14 protein-coding genes are annotated in these 14,995 nt (G+C 64.4%); 9 read left to right on the top strand and 5 right to left on the bottom strand.

The features are described from left to right. Positions 1 to 99: 99 nt before the first annotated feature. Complete coding sequence (locus FSW06_RS08360) at positions 100 to 1,050, top strand: PDR/VanB family oxidoreductase (RefSeq protein WP_010121249.1); 951 nt, start codon at positions 100 to 102, stop codon at positions 1,048 to 1,050. A 78-nt stretch (positions 1,051 to 1,128) separates the two neighbouring features. Here FSW06_RS08360 and FSW06_RS08355 read toward each other — a convergent pair whose 3' ends face one another. The 3 genes from FSW06_RS08355 to FSW06_RS08345 are packed head-to-tail and all read right to left on the bottom strand — an operon-like array spanning position 1,129 to position 3,421. Next, the gene (locus FSW06_RS08355; protein WP_010121248.1) at positions 1,129 to 1,731 is read right to left on the bottom strand and encodes a response regulator transcription factor; all 603 of its coding nucleotides are present in this window, start codon (positions 1,729 to 1,731) and stop codon (positions 1,129 to 1,131) included. 59 nt (positions 1,732 to 1,790) lie between these two features. Then, on the bottom strand, positions 1,791 to 2,087 hold the full coding sequence (locus FSW06_RS08350; RefSeq protein ID WP_040430402.1) for a hypothetical protein: 297 nt from the start codon (positions 2,085 to 2,087) through the stop codon (positions 1,791 to 1,793). Further along, positions 2,081 to 3,421 carry an amidase gene (locus FSW06_RS08345; RefSeq protein WP_040430399.1) on the bottom strand — a complete coding sequence of 447 codons (1,341 nt, stop codon included), beginning with the start codon at positions 3,419 to 3,421 and terminating at the stop codon, positions 2,081 to 2,083. The genes FSW06_RS08350 and FSW06_RS08345 overlap by 7 nt, the downstream gene beginning before the upstream one ends. Before the next feature lie 315 nt (positions 3,422 to 3,736). Here FSW06_RS08345 and FSW06_RS08340 point away from each other — a divergent pair, with 315 nt between their 5' ends. The 7 genes from FSW06_RS08340 (at position 3,737) to FSW06_RS08310 (ending at position 10,939) form a co-directional block, all read left to right on the top strand. Beyond that, positions 3,737 to 4,903 carry an acyl-CoA dehydrogenase family protein gene (locus FSW06_RS08340; protein WP_010121245.1) on the top strand — a complete coding sequence of 389 codons (1,167 nt, stop codon included), beginning with the start codon at positions 3,737 to 3,739 and terminating at the stop codon, positions 4,901 to 4,903. Next, the gene (locus tag FSW06_RS08335; RefSeq protein WP_010121244.1) at positions 4,900 to 5,670 is read left to right on the top strand and encodes an SDR family NAD(P)-dependent oxidoreductase; all 771 of its coding nucleotides are present in this window, start codon (positions 4,900 to 4,902) and stop codon (positions 5,668 to 5,670) included. Before FSW06_RS08340 ends, FSW06_RS08335 begins: the two co-directional genes overlap by 4 nt. A gap of 152 nt (positions 5,671 to 5,822) precedes the next feature. Then, positions 5,823 to 7,007, top strand: coding sequence for a flavin reductase family protein (locus FSW06_RS08330; protein WP_040430396.1), 1,185 nt, complete (start codon positions 5,823 to 5,825; stop codon positions 7,005 to 7,007). Positions 7,008 to 7,129: 122 nt separating this feature from the next. After that, the gene (locus tag FSW06_RS08325) at positions 7,130 to 7,690 is read left to right on the top strand and encodes a nuclear transport factor 2 family protein (RefSeq protein ID WP_010121240.1); all 561 of its coding nucleotides are present in this window, start codon (positions 7,130 to 7,132) and stop codon (positions 7,688 to 7,690) included. Positions 7,691 to 7,886: 196 nt separating this feature from the next. Continuing rightward, entirely contained in the window at positions 7,887 to 8,972 is a 1,086-nt protein-coding gene (locus FSW06_RS08320) for a type 2 periplasmic-binding domain-containing protein (RefSeq protein ID WP_040430393.1), read from the top strand. After that, positions 8,969 to 9,604: a TRAP transporter small permease gene (locus FSW06_RS08315; RefSeq protein ID WP_010121237.1), complete on the top strand. Its 636-nt coding sequence runs from the start codon at positions 8,969 to 8,971 to the stop codon at positions 9,602 to 9,604. The genes FSW06_RS08320 and FSW06_RS08315 overlap by 4 nt, the downstream gene beginning before the upstream one ends. A 3-nt stretch (positions 9,605 to 9,607) precedes the next feature. After that, on the top strand, positions 9,608 to 10,939 hold the full coding sequence (locus FSW06_RS08310) for a TRAP transporter large permease (protein WP_029449753.1): 1,332 nt from the start codon (positions 9,608 to 9,610) through the stop codon (positions 10,937 to 10,939). A gap of 88 nt (positions 10,940 to 11,027) precedes the next feature. On the opposite strand, the gene FSW06_RS08305 is transcribed toward FSW06_RS08310, so the two are convergent. Beyond that, positions 11,028 to 12,482, bottom strand: a complete 1,455-nt coding sequence (locus FSW06_RS08305) for a YibE/F family protein (RefSeq protein ID WP_010121234.1) — start codon at positions 12,480 to 12,482, stop codon at positions 11,028 to 11,030. 264 nt (positions 12,483 to 12,746) lie between these two features. Here FSW06_RS08305 and FSW06_RS08300 point away from each other — a divergent pair, with 264 nt between their 5' ends. Further along, entirely contained in the window at positions 12,747 to 14,318 is a 1,572-nt protein-coding gene (locus FSW06_RS08300; protein ID WP_010121233.1) for an ATP-binding cassette domain-containing protein, read from the top strand. A gap of 18 nt (positions 14,319 to 14,336) precedes the next feature. On the opposite strand, the gene FSW06_RS08295 is transcribed toward FSW06_RS08300, so the two are convergent. After that, positions 14,337 to 14,954 (bottom strand): GrpB family protein, encoded by a 618-nt coding sequence (locus tag FSW06_RS08295; RefSeq protein ID WP_010121232.1) that lies wholly within the window; start codon positions 14,952 to 14,954, stop codon positions 14,337 to 14,339. Positions 14,955 to 14,995: the final 41 nt, after the last annotated feature.

The following is a 14,995-nucleotide window of genomic DNA, read 5'->3' as shown; positions in this document are numbered from 1 at the left end:
GCGCCGGCACGGTGATCACGTGCCGTCCACCGTCAGAGTGCCCTCCGAACTCGAACTCTCTGTTCCACCTCCCTGACTCACAGCGACAGGATAAACGCCATGGCCCTCAAGGAAGTCATTGTCTCGGACATCGTCCATGAGACCCCGTCCATCATCTCGATCTACCTGAGTAGGCCGGACGGTACCCCGATCGGGCACTACACGCCGGGTGCCCATATCGATGTGGAGGGGCCCACCGCGATCACCCGGCAGTATTCGTTATGTGGTCGACCGGACGGTGACGATGCGTACATGGTGGCGGTGAAGCGCGAGCCGGACTCCCGCGGCGGGTCGGCGGCGTTGCATGACCTGAAGGTCGGGGACGCGCTGAAGATCTCGGAGTCCCGGAATCTGATCACCATCGCGCCGGAGGCCTCCCATCACATCCTCGTGGCGGCCGGCATCGGGATTACACCGATGCTGAGCATCGCCCGCTACCTGGATGTCCGGGACGGAAGTTTTGAGCTGCACTATTTCGCGTCGTCGGAGGAACAGGCGGCGTTTCTCCCCGTGCTCATGGAGAAATGCCCTGACAAACTGCATGCCCACATGGGTGTACAGCGGGATGCACAGAACGAGATCATCGAGCGGATGACGGGGGCAGCTCCGGAAGGCAGTCACGTCTACGTCTGCGGACCGCAGGGGTTCATGGAGAAAGTCGTCTCGATCTGCTCAGCCCGTTTCGGCCCGGAAGAAATCCACATGGAGAACTTCCACGCGGCAGAACCCGGGGATGATGTCGAGAACACTCCCTTCGTGGTGGAACTGGACGGGGAGTCCTACGATGTTCCGGCCGACCGCAGCATCGTGGACGTACTCAACGAGAACGGCGCTGAGATCGACACCTCCTGTCGCGAGGGGATCTGCGGGACCTGCATCATGGAAGTCCTGGAGGGGACCCCGGAACACCGGGACAATGTGTTGACCGCCGCGGAGAAGGAAGCGAATGAGACGATCGCGACCTGCGTCTCGCGGGCCGCATGCCCGAAACTGGTACTCGACTACTACTGAGGTCCACAGGGGTCACAGGCGGCCCGCACCCCTCTGAGCGGGGCGCAGGGGGCGGGATGGGGACTGATGCCCCGGTGGTCAGGAGGCGATCCCGTAGCGGAGGATGTCCCGGACGAAGCCTCCGATACTGTCTGCGCCCGATTTCGCCTTGATCCGGGTGCGGTGGACATCCACGGTCTTGACGCTCATCCCGAGCCGCCGGCCGATGGTCTTGCTCGGAAGCCCTTCGATGACCAGGTCGAGAACCTCCCGTTCCCTCGGGGTGAGCAGCTCGACCTTGTCCGCGACCTCGGAAATCTGACGTTGCCGTGCGAAGCACTCGGCAGCGTCTTCGATACCCTGCTGCACGGCGTCCAGGAGCTTCTGCGGTTCGTAGGGTTTCTCCAGGAAGTCCTGGGCGCCGGCTCTCAGAGCGCGCACCGTCATCCGGATGTCTCCGTGGGCGGAGACGAAGATGATGCTCGCTGACGGGGAAATCTCCGCGAGCTTCTCCTGGAGCCGTGGGCCACTCATACCCGGCATGCGGACATCCAGGATGATGCAGGCGGGTTCTTCCGGAGCGAACTTCTCGAGGAAATCCGCGGCGCTGGCGCAGGGGGTGCTCTCGATCTCCGCGCTGTCGAGAAGCCAGGCGACGGAGTCACGGAGGCCGGGGTTGTCGTCGACGATGTAGACCCGCACCCGCTGTGACGTGGACGGAACCGACCGTGCGGATGGGTCTCTGTGTGCGTTGGTGGTCATCAGGCCCATTCCGCTTCTGCTGTCCAGTACTCCATACCGAAATCGCTGACGTGGTGTTCCCAGGGAGTCGTCCTGCGCAGATCCGGTTCCTCGAGGCGGACGGAGGCATCCGCCTCATCCGGGCCGTCCGCCTGGACGGTCCAGTGGACCCAGTTGACCTCACGACCGAGTTCATCGTGGACGAAAAGGTCGACGTGATGCCATCCGTAGATGAACTCGTCTCCGTAGCAGGTCAGGAACATCCGGTACTGGTTGACGGGACGAGGGGGAATTGGCGTGTGTGGTGTGGCTACCATGTCATTTCCTTGAGTGTGGGGCTTGTGGTGTTTCCGGTGAAGGAAGGGAGTGCCCTGAGGCGGGGTTCCAGGGCCGAACCGAGCGCCAGGAGAAGGTCCTCGGAATGTTTTCCTCCGATGATCTGGAGACCCAGGGGGAGACCGTGGCCGGTCCGGGCGCCGGGGACAGTGAGCACCGGGAGACCCATCAACTGCCAGGGGCGGCTGAGCTCGGGGGACCCGGTACCGGTGGTGCGGTCAGGGGCGGGTCCGCCCGCGGCGGGGCCGATGATCACGTCACGGTCGCCGAGCATCCGGGACAGTGAGGCGGAGGAATTGTCGCGACGGAACAGCGCTGCAGCGGCGTCACTGTCGGTGACTTCCGTTCCGTCGGTCAGCAGTTCCTGCAGTTGGGTGCTGAGTTCAACCGTCCGGTTACCGAGCGCCAAACCGATACCGCGGGCGGCTTCGTAGGACATCACGGTCCGGTGGTCCTCACACAGCGAACGGACGTGGTCGTCCCAGTCGAGGGGTGTCGACGCGATCCCGAGTTCCTCGAGGAGGGACGGGACCTCGTGGAGAAGTTGTGACATGGTGCTCTCCACATTGAGGACTCCGGTGCCCTCCCAGAGGTACACGGTGTCGGGAAGCGTCGAGTCGTCTCCGGGGACAGGCAGGTCGTGGTAGGCATGCCATATGTAGCTGAGATCCTCGACCGTCTGGGTGAGGAATCCGAGTGAATCCAGCGTGCCGCTGAGCCCGGTCACGCCGTCCAGGGGGATGCTGCCGTGGGTCACGACGAGTCCGGCAGCACCGCAGTATGAGGCGGGGCGGGTCAGCGATCCGGCCGTCTGCGTCCCGAGCGCGAGTTGTACGGTGCCGGCGCCGACGGCCGCAGCGGAACCGCTGGATGATCCGCCGGGTGTGGCGGACGTGCTGTAGGGGTTCGTCGTCGGGCCGGGGGCGAAGTACCCGTATTCCGTGGTGACCGTCTTGCCCTGCACGGTGGCGCCCAACTCCCGGAGACGGGCGACACAGGTGGCGTCGGCAGCTGCCGGGGTCGGGTCGGAGGTGTGTGAACCGCACCGGGTCGGCATTCCCCCGACATCGATGATGTCCTTCACTCCCACCGAGATGCCGGCGAGTGGACGGGAGGAGGAAGCGGCATCCCCGCCACGAAGATCCGCCGCGTCAGAATCGGTGAGTTCAGCCAGTTCGGTCCAGGCCTCGAGCCTGGGCTCGTAGCGGAGGATTTCGCGTCGGTCCTCCTGGACCTGAGTGTGGACGGAGACGGACCCCTCGACGACGGCGGCATGCCGTTCCACCGCCGAGCGGATTCGGAATTCGGTAGTCAATTGGCAGTCCTTCCGGCGCGAGCGCAGACATGTCGCTAATTTCATATCTTATAAATATGATCGGGAATGTGAATGCAGTTTTCTTAGGTGTCAGGGTAATGTAGTTCGCCCACGCCTGCAGGGTGAATCACGTAAAGGTAGGTTTAGCGCCGAGCGTAAGGGTAGGCTTGGCTAGTGCAAATTCCGTTCGTTGTGCGCACAGGGGAGGATTGGATGTGGAATTATCATGAGTAAAGGAATTTCTATCTGTCTGGAATAGTGAACGCCCACTAGCGTCGATGCCGATAACGCGTCACTCGACCGATCGGAGATCCCATGCTCTTTGACAGATTCTCTCTTGAATCCGTGGCCGCACCGGCAGGAAAGGAGCGCGATGCGGCATTTGACCGTGCGCTCGCGGAGCTCGTGGAACGGCGGGAAGAGTTCCGGGAGCAGGGATATGTTCCACGTGATTTCGTTCATCTCCTCAAAGAAGCCGGCATCTACCGGTCGGCGACGCCCGCCACATTCGGTGGCGACCCGGAGCCTCCTGCCGAATTCATGCGCCGACTGGAGCGGATTTCCGAAGTGGATCCCTCGACGGGATGGGTGGCGGCTTTCGGTTCCGCTCTTACCTATCTGACTGCACTGCCCCGGGAGACTCAGCAGCAGATGTACGCGAAGGGCCTGGACATCGTTTTCGCAGGAGGGTTCTACCCGCTCTGCCGGGCGCAGCGCGTCGACGGCGGGTGGGTCGCCACCGGGACCTGGACCTTCGCATCCGGCTGCATGGGCGCCGACATCATCGGCCTCGGTCTGGACGGGGGCCCGGAGGCCGAAGGCAAGCCGCTTGTTGCGATGGTCCCACCGCAGGACGTCGAGTTCATCCAGGACTGGGACGTGACCGGAATGAGAGCGAGCGGGTCCTTCGGGGTGAAGGCCGAGGATCTGTTCATTCCGGACGAGATGACCTTTCTCCGGGGTGCGGCCGCAACAGTGGACGAACCGGTCACCCGGTACCCGGTCATGGGTTACGCGGCACAGGTCCATGCTGCAACGGCGCTCGGTGCTGCGCGGGCCGCGCTCGACCTCATGATCGAAGCCGGGAGCAGTGCACAGCCGGGGAAGCCTTCCAGGGGAGACCGGGCGGACTTCCAGCTGGCGTTGGCGCATGCGGAAGCCGAGCTTCGTTCGGCGCGGGCTCTGTTCTACGAGACGACGGAGCAGACCTGGGAGAAAGCCGTCAGAAATGAGGAGATCCCGCTGGAAGATGCGGGACTCCTGCGGGTTGCTGCGACCCATGCCGCCCAGACCGGCGCGTCGGTGGCGCAACAGGCGTTCCGGATGGCCGGCACGTCCGCGATATTCGCCACGCACCCCCTTCAGCAACTGCTCCAGGATGCGGTGGTTCCGGCGCAGCATGCCGCACTCCAGGAGAACACCCTGGAAAATGCCGGTGCGGTACTGATGGGTATGAAGCCCGCTCTTCCGGCGTTCCCGTGACGAATCCCGCGAAGCGCCCGGTTCCCGCGGACGGTCCGGTCGCCGTGATCACGGGTGCCGGCGGCGATGTCGGAAGATACATCGTCCGCCGGTTCCGTGCCGGCGGATACCGGACGCTCCTGGTGGATCTGCCGGAATCCGATGTCGTGGCCATGGCTGCCGCAATCGATCCCTCGGGGAGAACCTGTCTTCCGGTCGGGTGCGACTTTTCGCGCCGTCGTAGCGTGCAACAGGTCCTCGACAGCGTCACCGACACCTGGGGCACACCGGCTGTCCTCGTCAACAATGCGGCGATCACCGAGGATGATCCCTGGCAGGATGTCGGAACCGAACAGATGAACCGGATCATGTCGGTCAACTCGGCATCGGTTTTTCACGGTACACAGGTTTTCGGTACGGCAATGCGTACTACCGGATACGGGAGGATCATCAACCACGCGTCATTGGCCGCCCACAACGGTGGAATCGGCCCCGGAGCGCATTATGCCGTCTCCAAGGCGCCGACGCTCACGATCACCAAACTGTTCGCGAAAATTTTCGCCGGCAGTGGCGTCACCGTCAACGCTGTCGCACCCGGGCCCCTCGACGTGCCGATTGTCCGCAGGACGATAGGGGACGACATGCCGACCGCACTGAAGGGGATCGCAGTGGGACGACTCGGGTCGGCAGACTACCTTGCGCAGGTCATCACCCATCTGGCGAAACCGGAAGCAGCCTACGTCACGGGGGCCTGCTGGGATCTGGACGGCGGAAACGAGATGCGCTAGGCGTGACTAAGGAAAACTCCCATTGTCTCCCCGTGACGGACGGGGCGAAAATGGAGTCACATCAAAACATAAATCACTCGATTCCCTCGCGGTCCCAGAATTATTCGGGAGGAGGTGAGTGACAGAGAACAGGAACAGGAAATCCGTATATCATGAAATCTGATATCGCAGAAGCTCCAGTCCTTGATGCCGGACAATTCAGGTCAGTCATGTCACACTATCCGACCGGAGTCGCCGTCGTGACCGGCAGGGCGCCGGACGGCGAACCTCTGGCCATGGTTGTCGGCACATTCTCCTCCGTATCCATCGATCCGCCACTGGTGTCCTTCATGCCGATGAAGACGTCGAAGACCTTTGAACGCCTCCAGAACTGCGACAGCCTGTGTATCAACATCATCGGTGGTGACCAGCAACAGGAGCTGATGTCTATCGCGCAGCGCTGGGAGCAGAAACTTGACGGAATCCGGTGGGCGCCCTCGCCGGCAGGTGACCCGGTCCTCTGCAACTCCCTCGCCTGGATCGACACCACGATCTACGACCTGGTGGAAGCCGGCGACCACTGGATCGTCCTATGTCTGGTGAAGGACCTGGATGTCACGAAGTCAGCTCCGCCGCTCCTGTTCTTCCAGGGCGGATACGGGACTTTCGTCGGAAACTCCCGACTGCCGCATCCCCGGCACGATGCTCTTCCGGCGATTCATTCGACGCACTCCGCACACGACGAACTGCAGGAACTCGCCGACGCCGTCCGGTGCGAGGTGGTGGTCTGGGCTGCGCTCAGTGAGAACGAATTCGCCACCATCTTCTCGGCACTGGGGCCCGGTGTGTCCACGGAGGGACAGCTGGCGACCCGGGTACCCACGATTCCTCCGATCGGCGACACGTACGTTTTCGACAAGAGTCAGGAGGTCCGGGACCGGTGGATCAGGAAAATCGGGAAAACCGACGACACCGTTCGGACGGATCATCTCCGGAGGCTGGAGTTTCTTGAGCGGAACCGGTACGGAGTCTGTTTCCTTCCGGACGAGGGGAGCCGGGCCTACCGGGGAATGATCGAGGCCACCCGGGAATTCCTGGACCGCAGGTTGATTCCGTCCGAGGAACGTATCGTCACGGACCTCATGAAGGGGACGACCATTGACTACAATCAGCGCGACATTATCGACGACGAATACTACGATATCGGCTCGCTCGTGTTCCCCATGCGGGATCCGCAGGGGGAGACGACGATGACGCTTCGCCTGGCGCAGTTGCCGTCACATGTCAGTGGCGCGATGGTGAAAGCCTGGATCCATGAGGCGAAAGAAGTTGTGGCGCTGATCGAGGGTGATCAGTGACGCCGAGGTGAGTGAACAGGAATCCCGGATGCCGTATTAGACGGCATGGTTCAGAAACCCGGCGACCTCATCAGGTCACTGCAGGAATTTACTACCGGAAATTGACCAGACAGGAGTCCGACATGTCCATCGACGGAAAATACACTATCGAGCAGCTTGCTCAGCGCCTCGACATCCTGGAATCGGAGGCTGCGATCAGGAAGGTGCAGTCCAGGTACATGCTGCTGTGCGATACGCCGTGTCCAGTCTACCCTCCGGTCACGGATGCCGAGCGTATCGAGATGATTCTCGACCTGTACACCGAGGACGCGGTGTGGGAAGGGGTCGGCGACTACTACACGGGCCAGTTCGGCCGGGCCGAGGGAAAGGATGCGGTGCGGGCCCATTTCAACCGCTTCTGGCCTGCGGACCAGAACCCCCGGCGGATTCTCAACGCCCACTACCTCACGTCGGAGAACATCACTGTGGAGGGTGACCGCGCCGAGGGGACATGGATCCACATGCAGCCCTGGTTGTATGACGACGGGACGGCTCTGCTGCGGTCCAGTCGACTGAACAATGCATTCCGTCGGGTTGACGGGGAGTGGAAGGTGTCGCGGACCCGGACTGAGAACGTGTTCATTGCTGATCTGCCGGATAATTTCGCGGAAAGCTACCCGGAGCAGTCGGTTCTGTTCAGATAGTCAGGGACGGCTTCAGAAACATAGAATTCACACCACGGCAATATGGTTTCCCGGAACCGGGCAACTGTATTGCCGTTATGCATAATTCTGCACTGGGCTAAAGTTTTACCTTATTCTCCGGAGTAGTGTGCCGCTCTACCATCATGGCTACCGAAGAACCGTCGTAGACGACGACGGGGAGACCGGAGGAGGTAGAATGTCACAACGATTCATGAAAAGGCTTCTGGCGCTGCTGCTGGTGCCTTTAGTTGTTACCGGGTGCGCGTCGCGTCCCCCGAATGACAGTAACGGAGAAGTGACGCTGACCCTGGCGAGCAGTTTTGCCAGGAATCACTCCAACAATGAGGGTCTTCTGATGATCCTCGACGAGTTGGAAAAGAGGGCGCCGTGGATCCATATCGACTACAAAGGCGGGCCCGAGGTGATGGCCCCCAATCTGTTGATCGAGGGAGTCTCCGGGGGAGTCTTCGATCTGGGTATGTTGCCCGGCGACTACTACGTCGACCAGGTTCCGGCTCTCTATCTGGCGCGGTTCACCCCGTTTACGCCGGCCGAAGAACGTGAGAACGGGGTGGCGGACATCTATGACGAGATCCACCGGGAACAGCTCGGGGTCACGTACCTGGGCCGCGCGGTGTCGGGGATGCCGATGGTTGTCCTGAGCCGGAATGAGATCAGTTCGCTGAACCTCCACGGAAAATCTTTCCGGACGTCCGCAGCGACGTCGGACATGGTCAGCCAACTGCACGGTGTGCCGGTGGATATTCCCGGCAACGAGGTCTACACGGCACTCGAGAGGAATGTCATCTCCGGGGCGACCTGGGCATCCGTGGGTCCCTCAAGCCTGGGGCTGCAGGACGTCGTCAGCTACGACATGGCGCCGAGGTTCTACGAATCCCTCGCCAATCTCGTCATGAACGAGAAGACCTGGGACGCGCTCGATGAACGGACACGGAACGCCCTCTCCGACACAGTGGCGGACATGGAGATGCCGGTCTTCAACCACTACCTTTCCCGCACGATCGAGGAGACCGGGCAGTGGCACGAGGCCGGGGTCCGCGAGTCCCGGCTCAATGACGACGACGCCGCGGAGCTGATCCGCATGGCCTACAAGGACGCATGGGATGAGCTGGACTGGGACCGCATCCTGGAGACCTCGCCGGCTGCGGCGAAACTGCGCGACGCCTACGACGTTCCCCTGGAGAACGGCGGTTTCGACCGCGTGCCCGGCGGCGCCTACATGGCCGATACGGAGCGGCTACTCAAGGAGGATGCGTCATGACGGCATCACGGGGCGATTCCCCGGACGACCGGGGAGACCGGTCGGTGAAAAGCACCCTGGATGAGGCGTCCTCGAACTCCGCCGCCGCGGCGGACCTGATCGACGGTCTTCCGGAGGCGCCCGATGAGACGTCGTCCCTGCAGGGGAGGAGATGGATTCCCGAGCGGATCCTCGAACATCTCGGCGCCGTCGTCATCCTGGTGCTGACGGTGTTCATCGCCGTGACGGTGGTGATGCGTTACATCGGTCACGGGGTGCTCGGTTCGGTTGAGCTGTCGGCGCTGGCGATGGTCGTCATCACCGTGCTGGTGGCACCGGCCGCGGTGGGTGCCGACGACAACTTCAAGGTCGAGATCGTCGACATGTTCAACCGGCCGACATGGGTGACAGCATGCCAGGTTCTCGGTGCCGTGGTGCAGCTCATCGTGGCGGTCTTCCTGACCTTCAGCTCCATGGACCTCATGCTCAGCGACCTGGACACGAAGACCACGATGGCCGGTGAGCTGTCGCTTCCCCGGTACTACCTGTCGATCTGCGTCTTCGTCGGATTTGTCTGCATGTTGCATGCGTCGGTCCTCTACCTTATCCGTGATATTTCCCGCCTGCGTCAGACTCGGAAAGGGGATGAATAGGCCATGGATTGGTATATATTCCTACCTCTGTTTATAGTTGCCCTTATTGTCGTTCTCTTCCTCCGCATTCCTGTCGCATTCGGTATTTTTGCGGTGGGTATCGGATCGGCGTTCCTGATCTTCAGAAACCTGGAGACCGTCTCCAGTCTCGTCAGTCTCAGTGTCATCAGCTCAGTCAACAGTTTCACATTTACCGCGATCCCTCTCTTCGTCCTGATGGGTGAGATCCTGTTCCGGTCCCAGATCGCGCAGAAAGCCATCGGTGAGATCTCCCTCCTGCTCCGGCGCGTCCCGGGCCGGCTCCCGATGGTCGCCGTGGCCGGCGGAAGTGTCTTCGGTGTCCTCTCCGGCTCCACGTTGGCGAATACGGCGCTGCTGAGCAGGACGCTCCTCCCGCAGATGAAGTCGGCGGGCTACGAGACCAGACTCTCCGCCGGGTCGATCCTCGCCGCCGGTGGTCTGGCCATGGTGTTCCCCCCGAGTGCGCTCGCCATCCTCTGGGGTGGTGTGGCCAATGTGTCCATCGGCCCACTTATGATCGCCGGTATCATTCCGGGCGTTCTGATGGCTCTCGGCTACGTCTTCATCGTCCTGTGGAAGAGCCGACCGTCGGTGATGGGAGCCGATTCCCCCGACACAGAGGAGAACCGCCCACCGAAGCGCAGCGGGACGGAGATCCTGCGGGGCATCGGCAAGAACATCCTGCTGCCGGCCATCCTCGGCGTGGCGATTCTCGTCGTGATTTTCGCCGGCCTCGGTACCCCGACCGAGGCGGCCGCGTTCGGCGCCCTGGTAGCCCTGATCCTGGCGTTCGCGAGCAGCAGCTTTTCGCTTCGGGACCTGCTGGACTCTGCCCTGTCCACACTGCGGATCACCGGTACCATCTTCATCCTGGTGATGGCGTCGACGCTCTATTCGCAGATCATGGCCTACATGGGTGCCACAGCAGGTCTCGTCCAGTGGGTTTCCGGCAGCATAACCAACGGCGTCCTCATGATGTTCCTGATCGTCCTGTTGCTGGTCATCCTGTCCTGTTTCATCGACCAGGCGTCGATCATGCTGATCACTGCCCCTCTTCTGATGCCGATCGTCTCCGCGTTCGGATGGGATCCGGTGTGGTTCTCCATCATCGTGCTGGTCACTCTGCAGATCGGCAATGTGTCGCCGCCGTTCGGAATGAGTCTGTTCGTGATGAAGTCGACGGCGCCGTGGCTGTCGATGTTCACCATCTACCGTTCTGCTGTGCCGTGGATCATCTCTGACCTCACCGTGGTCTTCATTCTCTGCATCTTCCCCTGGCTGGTGACGGTACTGCCGAGTCTGATGGGGACCTGACCCCGGGGCAACGTGCGTCGGCCACCTGCCGTCCCCGCCACAGGTGTCCGTCGAGGGGGTGGGATCCGGCGGTCAGACCACCCGGTCGTCACGCACCCGGGATGTCGGGGCCGGAGTCGGGGCCGGAGCCGGCCACCGCGGGAGCCCGGGACGCCGACGTCGTCACCGCCGCGATGGCCGTGGTCAACGGCACGGCGGCGACCAGGGCCAGCGCACCGACCACGGACCGCAGGACCTCGGTGGCCATGATGTCCGAGGTGAGGATGTCACCCAGTGACCGCCCGGAGACGCTGAGCAGCACCAGCAGCGGCAGTGCCGCACCGGCGTAGGAGAGCACCAGGGTGTACACCGTCGAAGCCAGGTGGTCGCGTCCGACCCGCATCGCGGTGGTGAAGAGCCGCCAGCGGGAGGCGTCGGGGGCGGCGTCCCGCAGTTCGCTGATCGTCGCCGCCTGGGCGACGGTGACGTCGTTGAGCACACCGAGCGTGCCGAGGATGAACCCGGCGACGAGCAGCCCCGCCACCTCCACACCCGGCAGATAGAGGATGATCTGCAGGTTGTTCTCGTCGGCCAGCCCCCGCAGCTCGTTGGTGCTGGTCGCCAGCGCGGCGAGGCCGGTCCCCAGCAGCATGGCGACGAGTGTCCCGCCGAGGGAGGACGCCGTCTTCCAGTTCATCCCGTGCACGAGGAACAGTACGAGGTAGAGCACGGCGGCGCAGGCGGTGATCGCCAGCATCACCGGGTCGCCGCCGCGCGCCAGGGCGGGGAGCAGGAACACCCCGATCACACCGAGTGTCAGTGCCAGACCGATGACCGCCCGGACGCCGCGCCAGGCGCCGACGATGCAGATCCCCACCAGGGCGACGATGAGCCAGATCCACAGCGGGGTGGTGCGCTCGAAATCCTGGAAGGCGTAGGAGCGGGACCCGTCGGGGCCGGTGGTGGTCGCCAGGCGGATGTCGTCACCCACCGACAGGTCGGCGGAGCCGGCGGAATCGGTGTCGGTGAACAGGGTGCGTTTCCCCTTGTCCGGGCCGGAGGTGATGTCGGTGATGAGCTGCTGACACTGCTGGCCGGTGTCCACCGCGCCCGGCTGGAGGCTGGGCGGGGCGGTGTCGAAGACGGTGCCGACGGTCGGGGAACTGCACGGTCCGCTGGTCCGGACCGCGACGGTGCCGGTCTCCACCTCCTGGCCGAGGCTGGAGGTCTGGTGGAAGCCGTCGTTGGTGGTGGCGCCGCCGCTGGGCCACTGGACGACGACCGCGATGACGGTGGCGACTGCCCCGAGGAAGAGGAAGACGGCGAGGATGATGCGCGGCGGCGTCCACGTGATGTTCCGGGGGTCGGAGAACCACGGACCCGTGTCGTGCGAGTGCGCGTGGCCGTGGCTGTGGGCCGCGGCGGCGAGCGGGTCGCCGTGACTGTTGCTGTGACTGTCGTCGTGACTGTCATTGTGCGGCCCGCTGTGCGGGTCGTCGGGGGTGCGGTCGGCGGCCGCTGCGGCGCGGCGTGCCGGCTCCGGGGCGGCATGGTGGCGTCCCACGTCGGTGCTGCTTTCTGTAGTGGTGCTGCTGACCCGGACCAGTCTGCCACGGGGGTGAGGGGGCCTGCTGCTACAGTGGTCGTCATGTACGCGAACGCCGCACAGTACGCCGTGAGGCCCTGGACCCGCCGCTGACGGCGGGGAACCCACTCATACATCCTTGACTTCTCCGCCGTCTTCCGGCCCACATCAACACCGTGGAGCCGGGCGGCGGTTCTGTGCTGCCTGAAACAGCCCGGCTCCGGAAGACTTCTGGAGACCACCATGTCCCGTACCCCTCATCTGTCCGCTTCCTGTCTCGGTGTCACCGTCGCCGACCGGACGCTGTTCACCGGCCTCACCGCCACGATCTCTGCAGGTGACCGCCTGCTCATCGTCGGTGAGAACGGCACCGGCAAGACCACCCTGCTGCACACCCTCGCCGGCGTCCGCGCTCCGGACGCCGGTGAGGTGCGGTGCAGCGGCAGCCTCACCCTGGTCCGTCAGGGGATGGACGCCACCGGCACCGTCGGCGATCTCGTCGCGGACGCCACTGCTGCCTCCGACGCCGCCCTGGCGGACCTCGACCATGCCTTGACCAGTGGTGATCTCGGCGACGCCTACGCGGACGCCCTGGACCGGGCCACCACGCTCGATGCCTGGGACGCCCATCGTCGCGTCGACATCGCCCTGGCAGGGCTCAGCGCCTGCACCGACCGGTCCCGGCGCCTGCTGAGCCTCTCCTACGGGCAGCGCTACCGGGTGCGCCTGGCCTGCGCGCTGGCGTCGCGGGCGGACACCCTGCTGCTCGACGAACCGACCAACCACCTGGACGCCACCGCGCTGGGCTTCCTCACGGACCAGTTGACCTCCTGGTGCGGCGGGCTGGGTGTGGTCACCCACGACCGGGCACTGCTGCGTGACCTCTCGGCCGACGGCCGGGCGACCTTCCTCGACCTCGATCCGACCGCGGACGGCACGCCGCTGCTGGTCACCGGCACCTACGACGCGTGGATGGAACGCCGGCGGGCGGACCGGGAGCGGTGGGAGCAGGAGTACGCCGCACAGGTCGCCGAGCATCAGCGGCTCGAGTCGGCGGTCGCGGACGCCCGGTCCCGGCTCACCGACAACTGGCGTCCGCCGAAAGGCCACTTCAAGCACAAGCGCGCCACGCGTGCCGACGGTGTGGTGCAGACACTGCACCGGCGGGAGAAGGAGCTGGCGTCCCACGCCGTGGAGATCCCCGAGCCCCCGCTGGAGCTGCGCTGGCCGGCAGCATCGGTGGCGTCCGGGAAGACGTTGCTGACCTGTACCGGTGTGACTGTCGCCGGACGGCTGGAACCGGTGACACTCGACCTGTCCGGTGGGGAGCATGTGCTGCTCACCGGGCTGAACGGCGCGGGTAAATCGACGTTGGTGGACGTCATCGAGGGCACTGTGGACCCCACCGGCGGGTCGGTGCGGGTCCACGACGACGTTCGCCTCGGCGTCCTCACCCAGCATGAGCCGGTCTGGCAGCACCCGGAACTGGCGGCTGCGGAGGTCTACGCCCGGCATGCGGAGCGGTTCGATGATGCACCGGGACTGGCGTCGCTCGGGCTGCTGGACCGTGCGGCGCGGTCAACTCCGGTAGGACGCCTCTCCCAGGGGCAGCAGCGGCGACTCCACCTTGCGATGGTGCTGGCCGAATGCCCTGATCTGCTGATCCTCGATGAACCGACGAACCATCTCTCGGCGGTCCTGGTGGACGCGGTGACTGCCGCGGTGAAGGACACGGCGGCCGGTGTCATCGTGGTGACCCACGACCGGCAGATGCTGCGGGACCTGTGTCAGTGGTCACGGCTGGAGCTGGGGTGACGGTGGTGCCGCCACAGCTCAGTGGTCGGCTCCGTCGAGGAAGCCGGCGGCCCGGAACGCCCGGTCGTGGATCTCAAGGATCACGGCCTGCTTCCGGGCGTTGTAGTGCTCCATCAGCATCATCCCGTCCCGGTCACCGGCTCCGGCCGCCGCACGCTTGGCGTCCGCGTACCGCCCGCGGTCGGCGGCGTCCTGCCTCAGCCAGTTGCGGAAGACGATGTGCTTCACCAGTTCCGGGCTGTCCGGGCCGAAGACGTGGACGTTCGCCCGGGGCGCGGTGCCGCGCAGGCAGCGGTGCCCGTGCCACCACGGTTCGCGGACGGCGAGGATCAGGCCGGCGCTCTCGAGCGCGGGCAGCCAGCGCGCCTCGTCGTCCGGATCCGCGACGGTGACGTCCAGGTCGATGACGGGTTTCGCCGGCAGGCCGGGCACCGAGGTCGACCCCACATGCTCGATCCGCAGCGCCCGCATGCCCAGGGCGTCCGCGATCCGGGCGCTGAGCTCCGCCGCCTGCGTCGCCCAGGCCGGATCGTGGTCGGCCAGTTCGACACGTTCCGGTTCCGGCCTCACGACCCACGGGTCGGGATCGTCGGGGGAGGGGTCGTCGAAGTGGAGGATCTCCGCGGTGGTGGGCATGCGGCAAGTGTAGGGGTGCAGTATGCCCGCAGTGCCGGGTC

The sequence above is a fragment of the Corynebacterium nuruki S6-4 genome (genome assembly GCF_007970465.1).
Taxonomy (GTDB): domain Bacteria; phylum Actinomycetota; class Actinomycetes; order Mycobacteriales; family Mycobacteriaceae; genus Corynebacterium; species Corynebacterium nuruki.
This window is presented reverse-complemented; position numbering and strand designations above follow the sequence as displayed.

Bases quoted from the DNA above. Each gene is read 5' to 3' on its own strand.
- FSW06_RS08310 (WP_029449753.1), top strand. From the start codon at position 9,608: ATGGATTGGTATATATTCCTACCTCTGTTTATAGTTGCCCTTATTGTC.
- FSW06_RS08330 (WP_040430396.1), top strand. From the start codon at position 5,823: ATGAAATCTGATATCGCAGAAGCTCCAGTCCTTGATGCCGGACAATTC.
- FSW06_RS08320 (WP_040430393.1), top strand. From the start codon at position 7,887: ATGTCACAACGATTCATGAAAAGGCTTCTGGCGCTGCTGCTGGTGCCT.
- FSW06_RS08295 (WP_010121232.1), bottom strand. From the start codon at position 14,954: ATGCCCACCACCGCGGAGATCCTCCACTTCGACGACCCCTCCCCCGAC.
- FSW06_RS08315 (WP_010121237.1), top strand. From the start codon at position 8,969: ATGACGGCATCACGGGGCGATTCCCCGGACGACCGGGGAGACCGGTCG.
- FSW06_RS08340 (WP_010121245.1), top strand. From the start codon at position 3,737: ATGCTCTTTGACAGATTCTCTCTTGAATCCGTGGCCGCACCGGCAGGA.
- FSW06_RS08360 (WP_010121249.1), top strand. From the start codon at position 100: ATGGCCCTCAAGGAAGTCATTGTCTCGGACATCGTCCATGAGACCCCG.
- FSW06_RS08325 (WP_010121240.1), top strand. From the start codon at position 7,130: ATGTCCATCGACGGAAAATACACTATCGAGCAGCTTGCTCAGCGCCTC.
- FSW06_RS08350 (WP_040430402.1), bottom strand. From the start codon at position 2,087: ATGGTAGCCACACCACACACGCCAATTCCCCCTCGTCCCGTCAACCAG.
- FSW06_RS08300 (WP_010121233.1), top strand. From the start codon at position 12,747: ATGTCCCGTACCCCTCATCTGTCCGCTTCCTGTCTCGGTGTCACCGTC.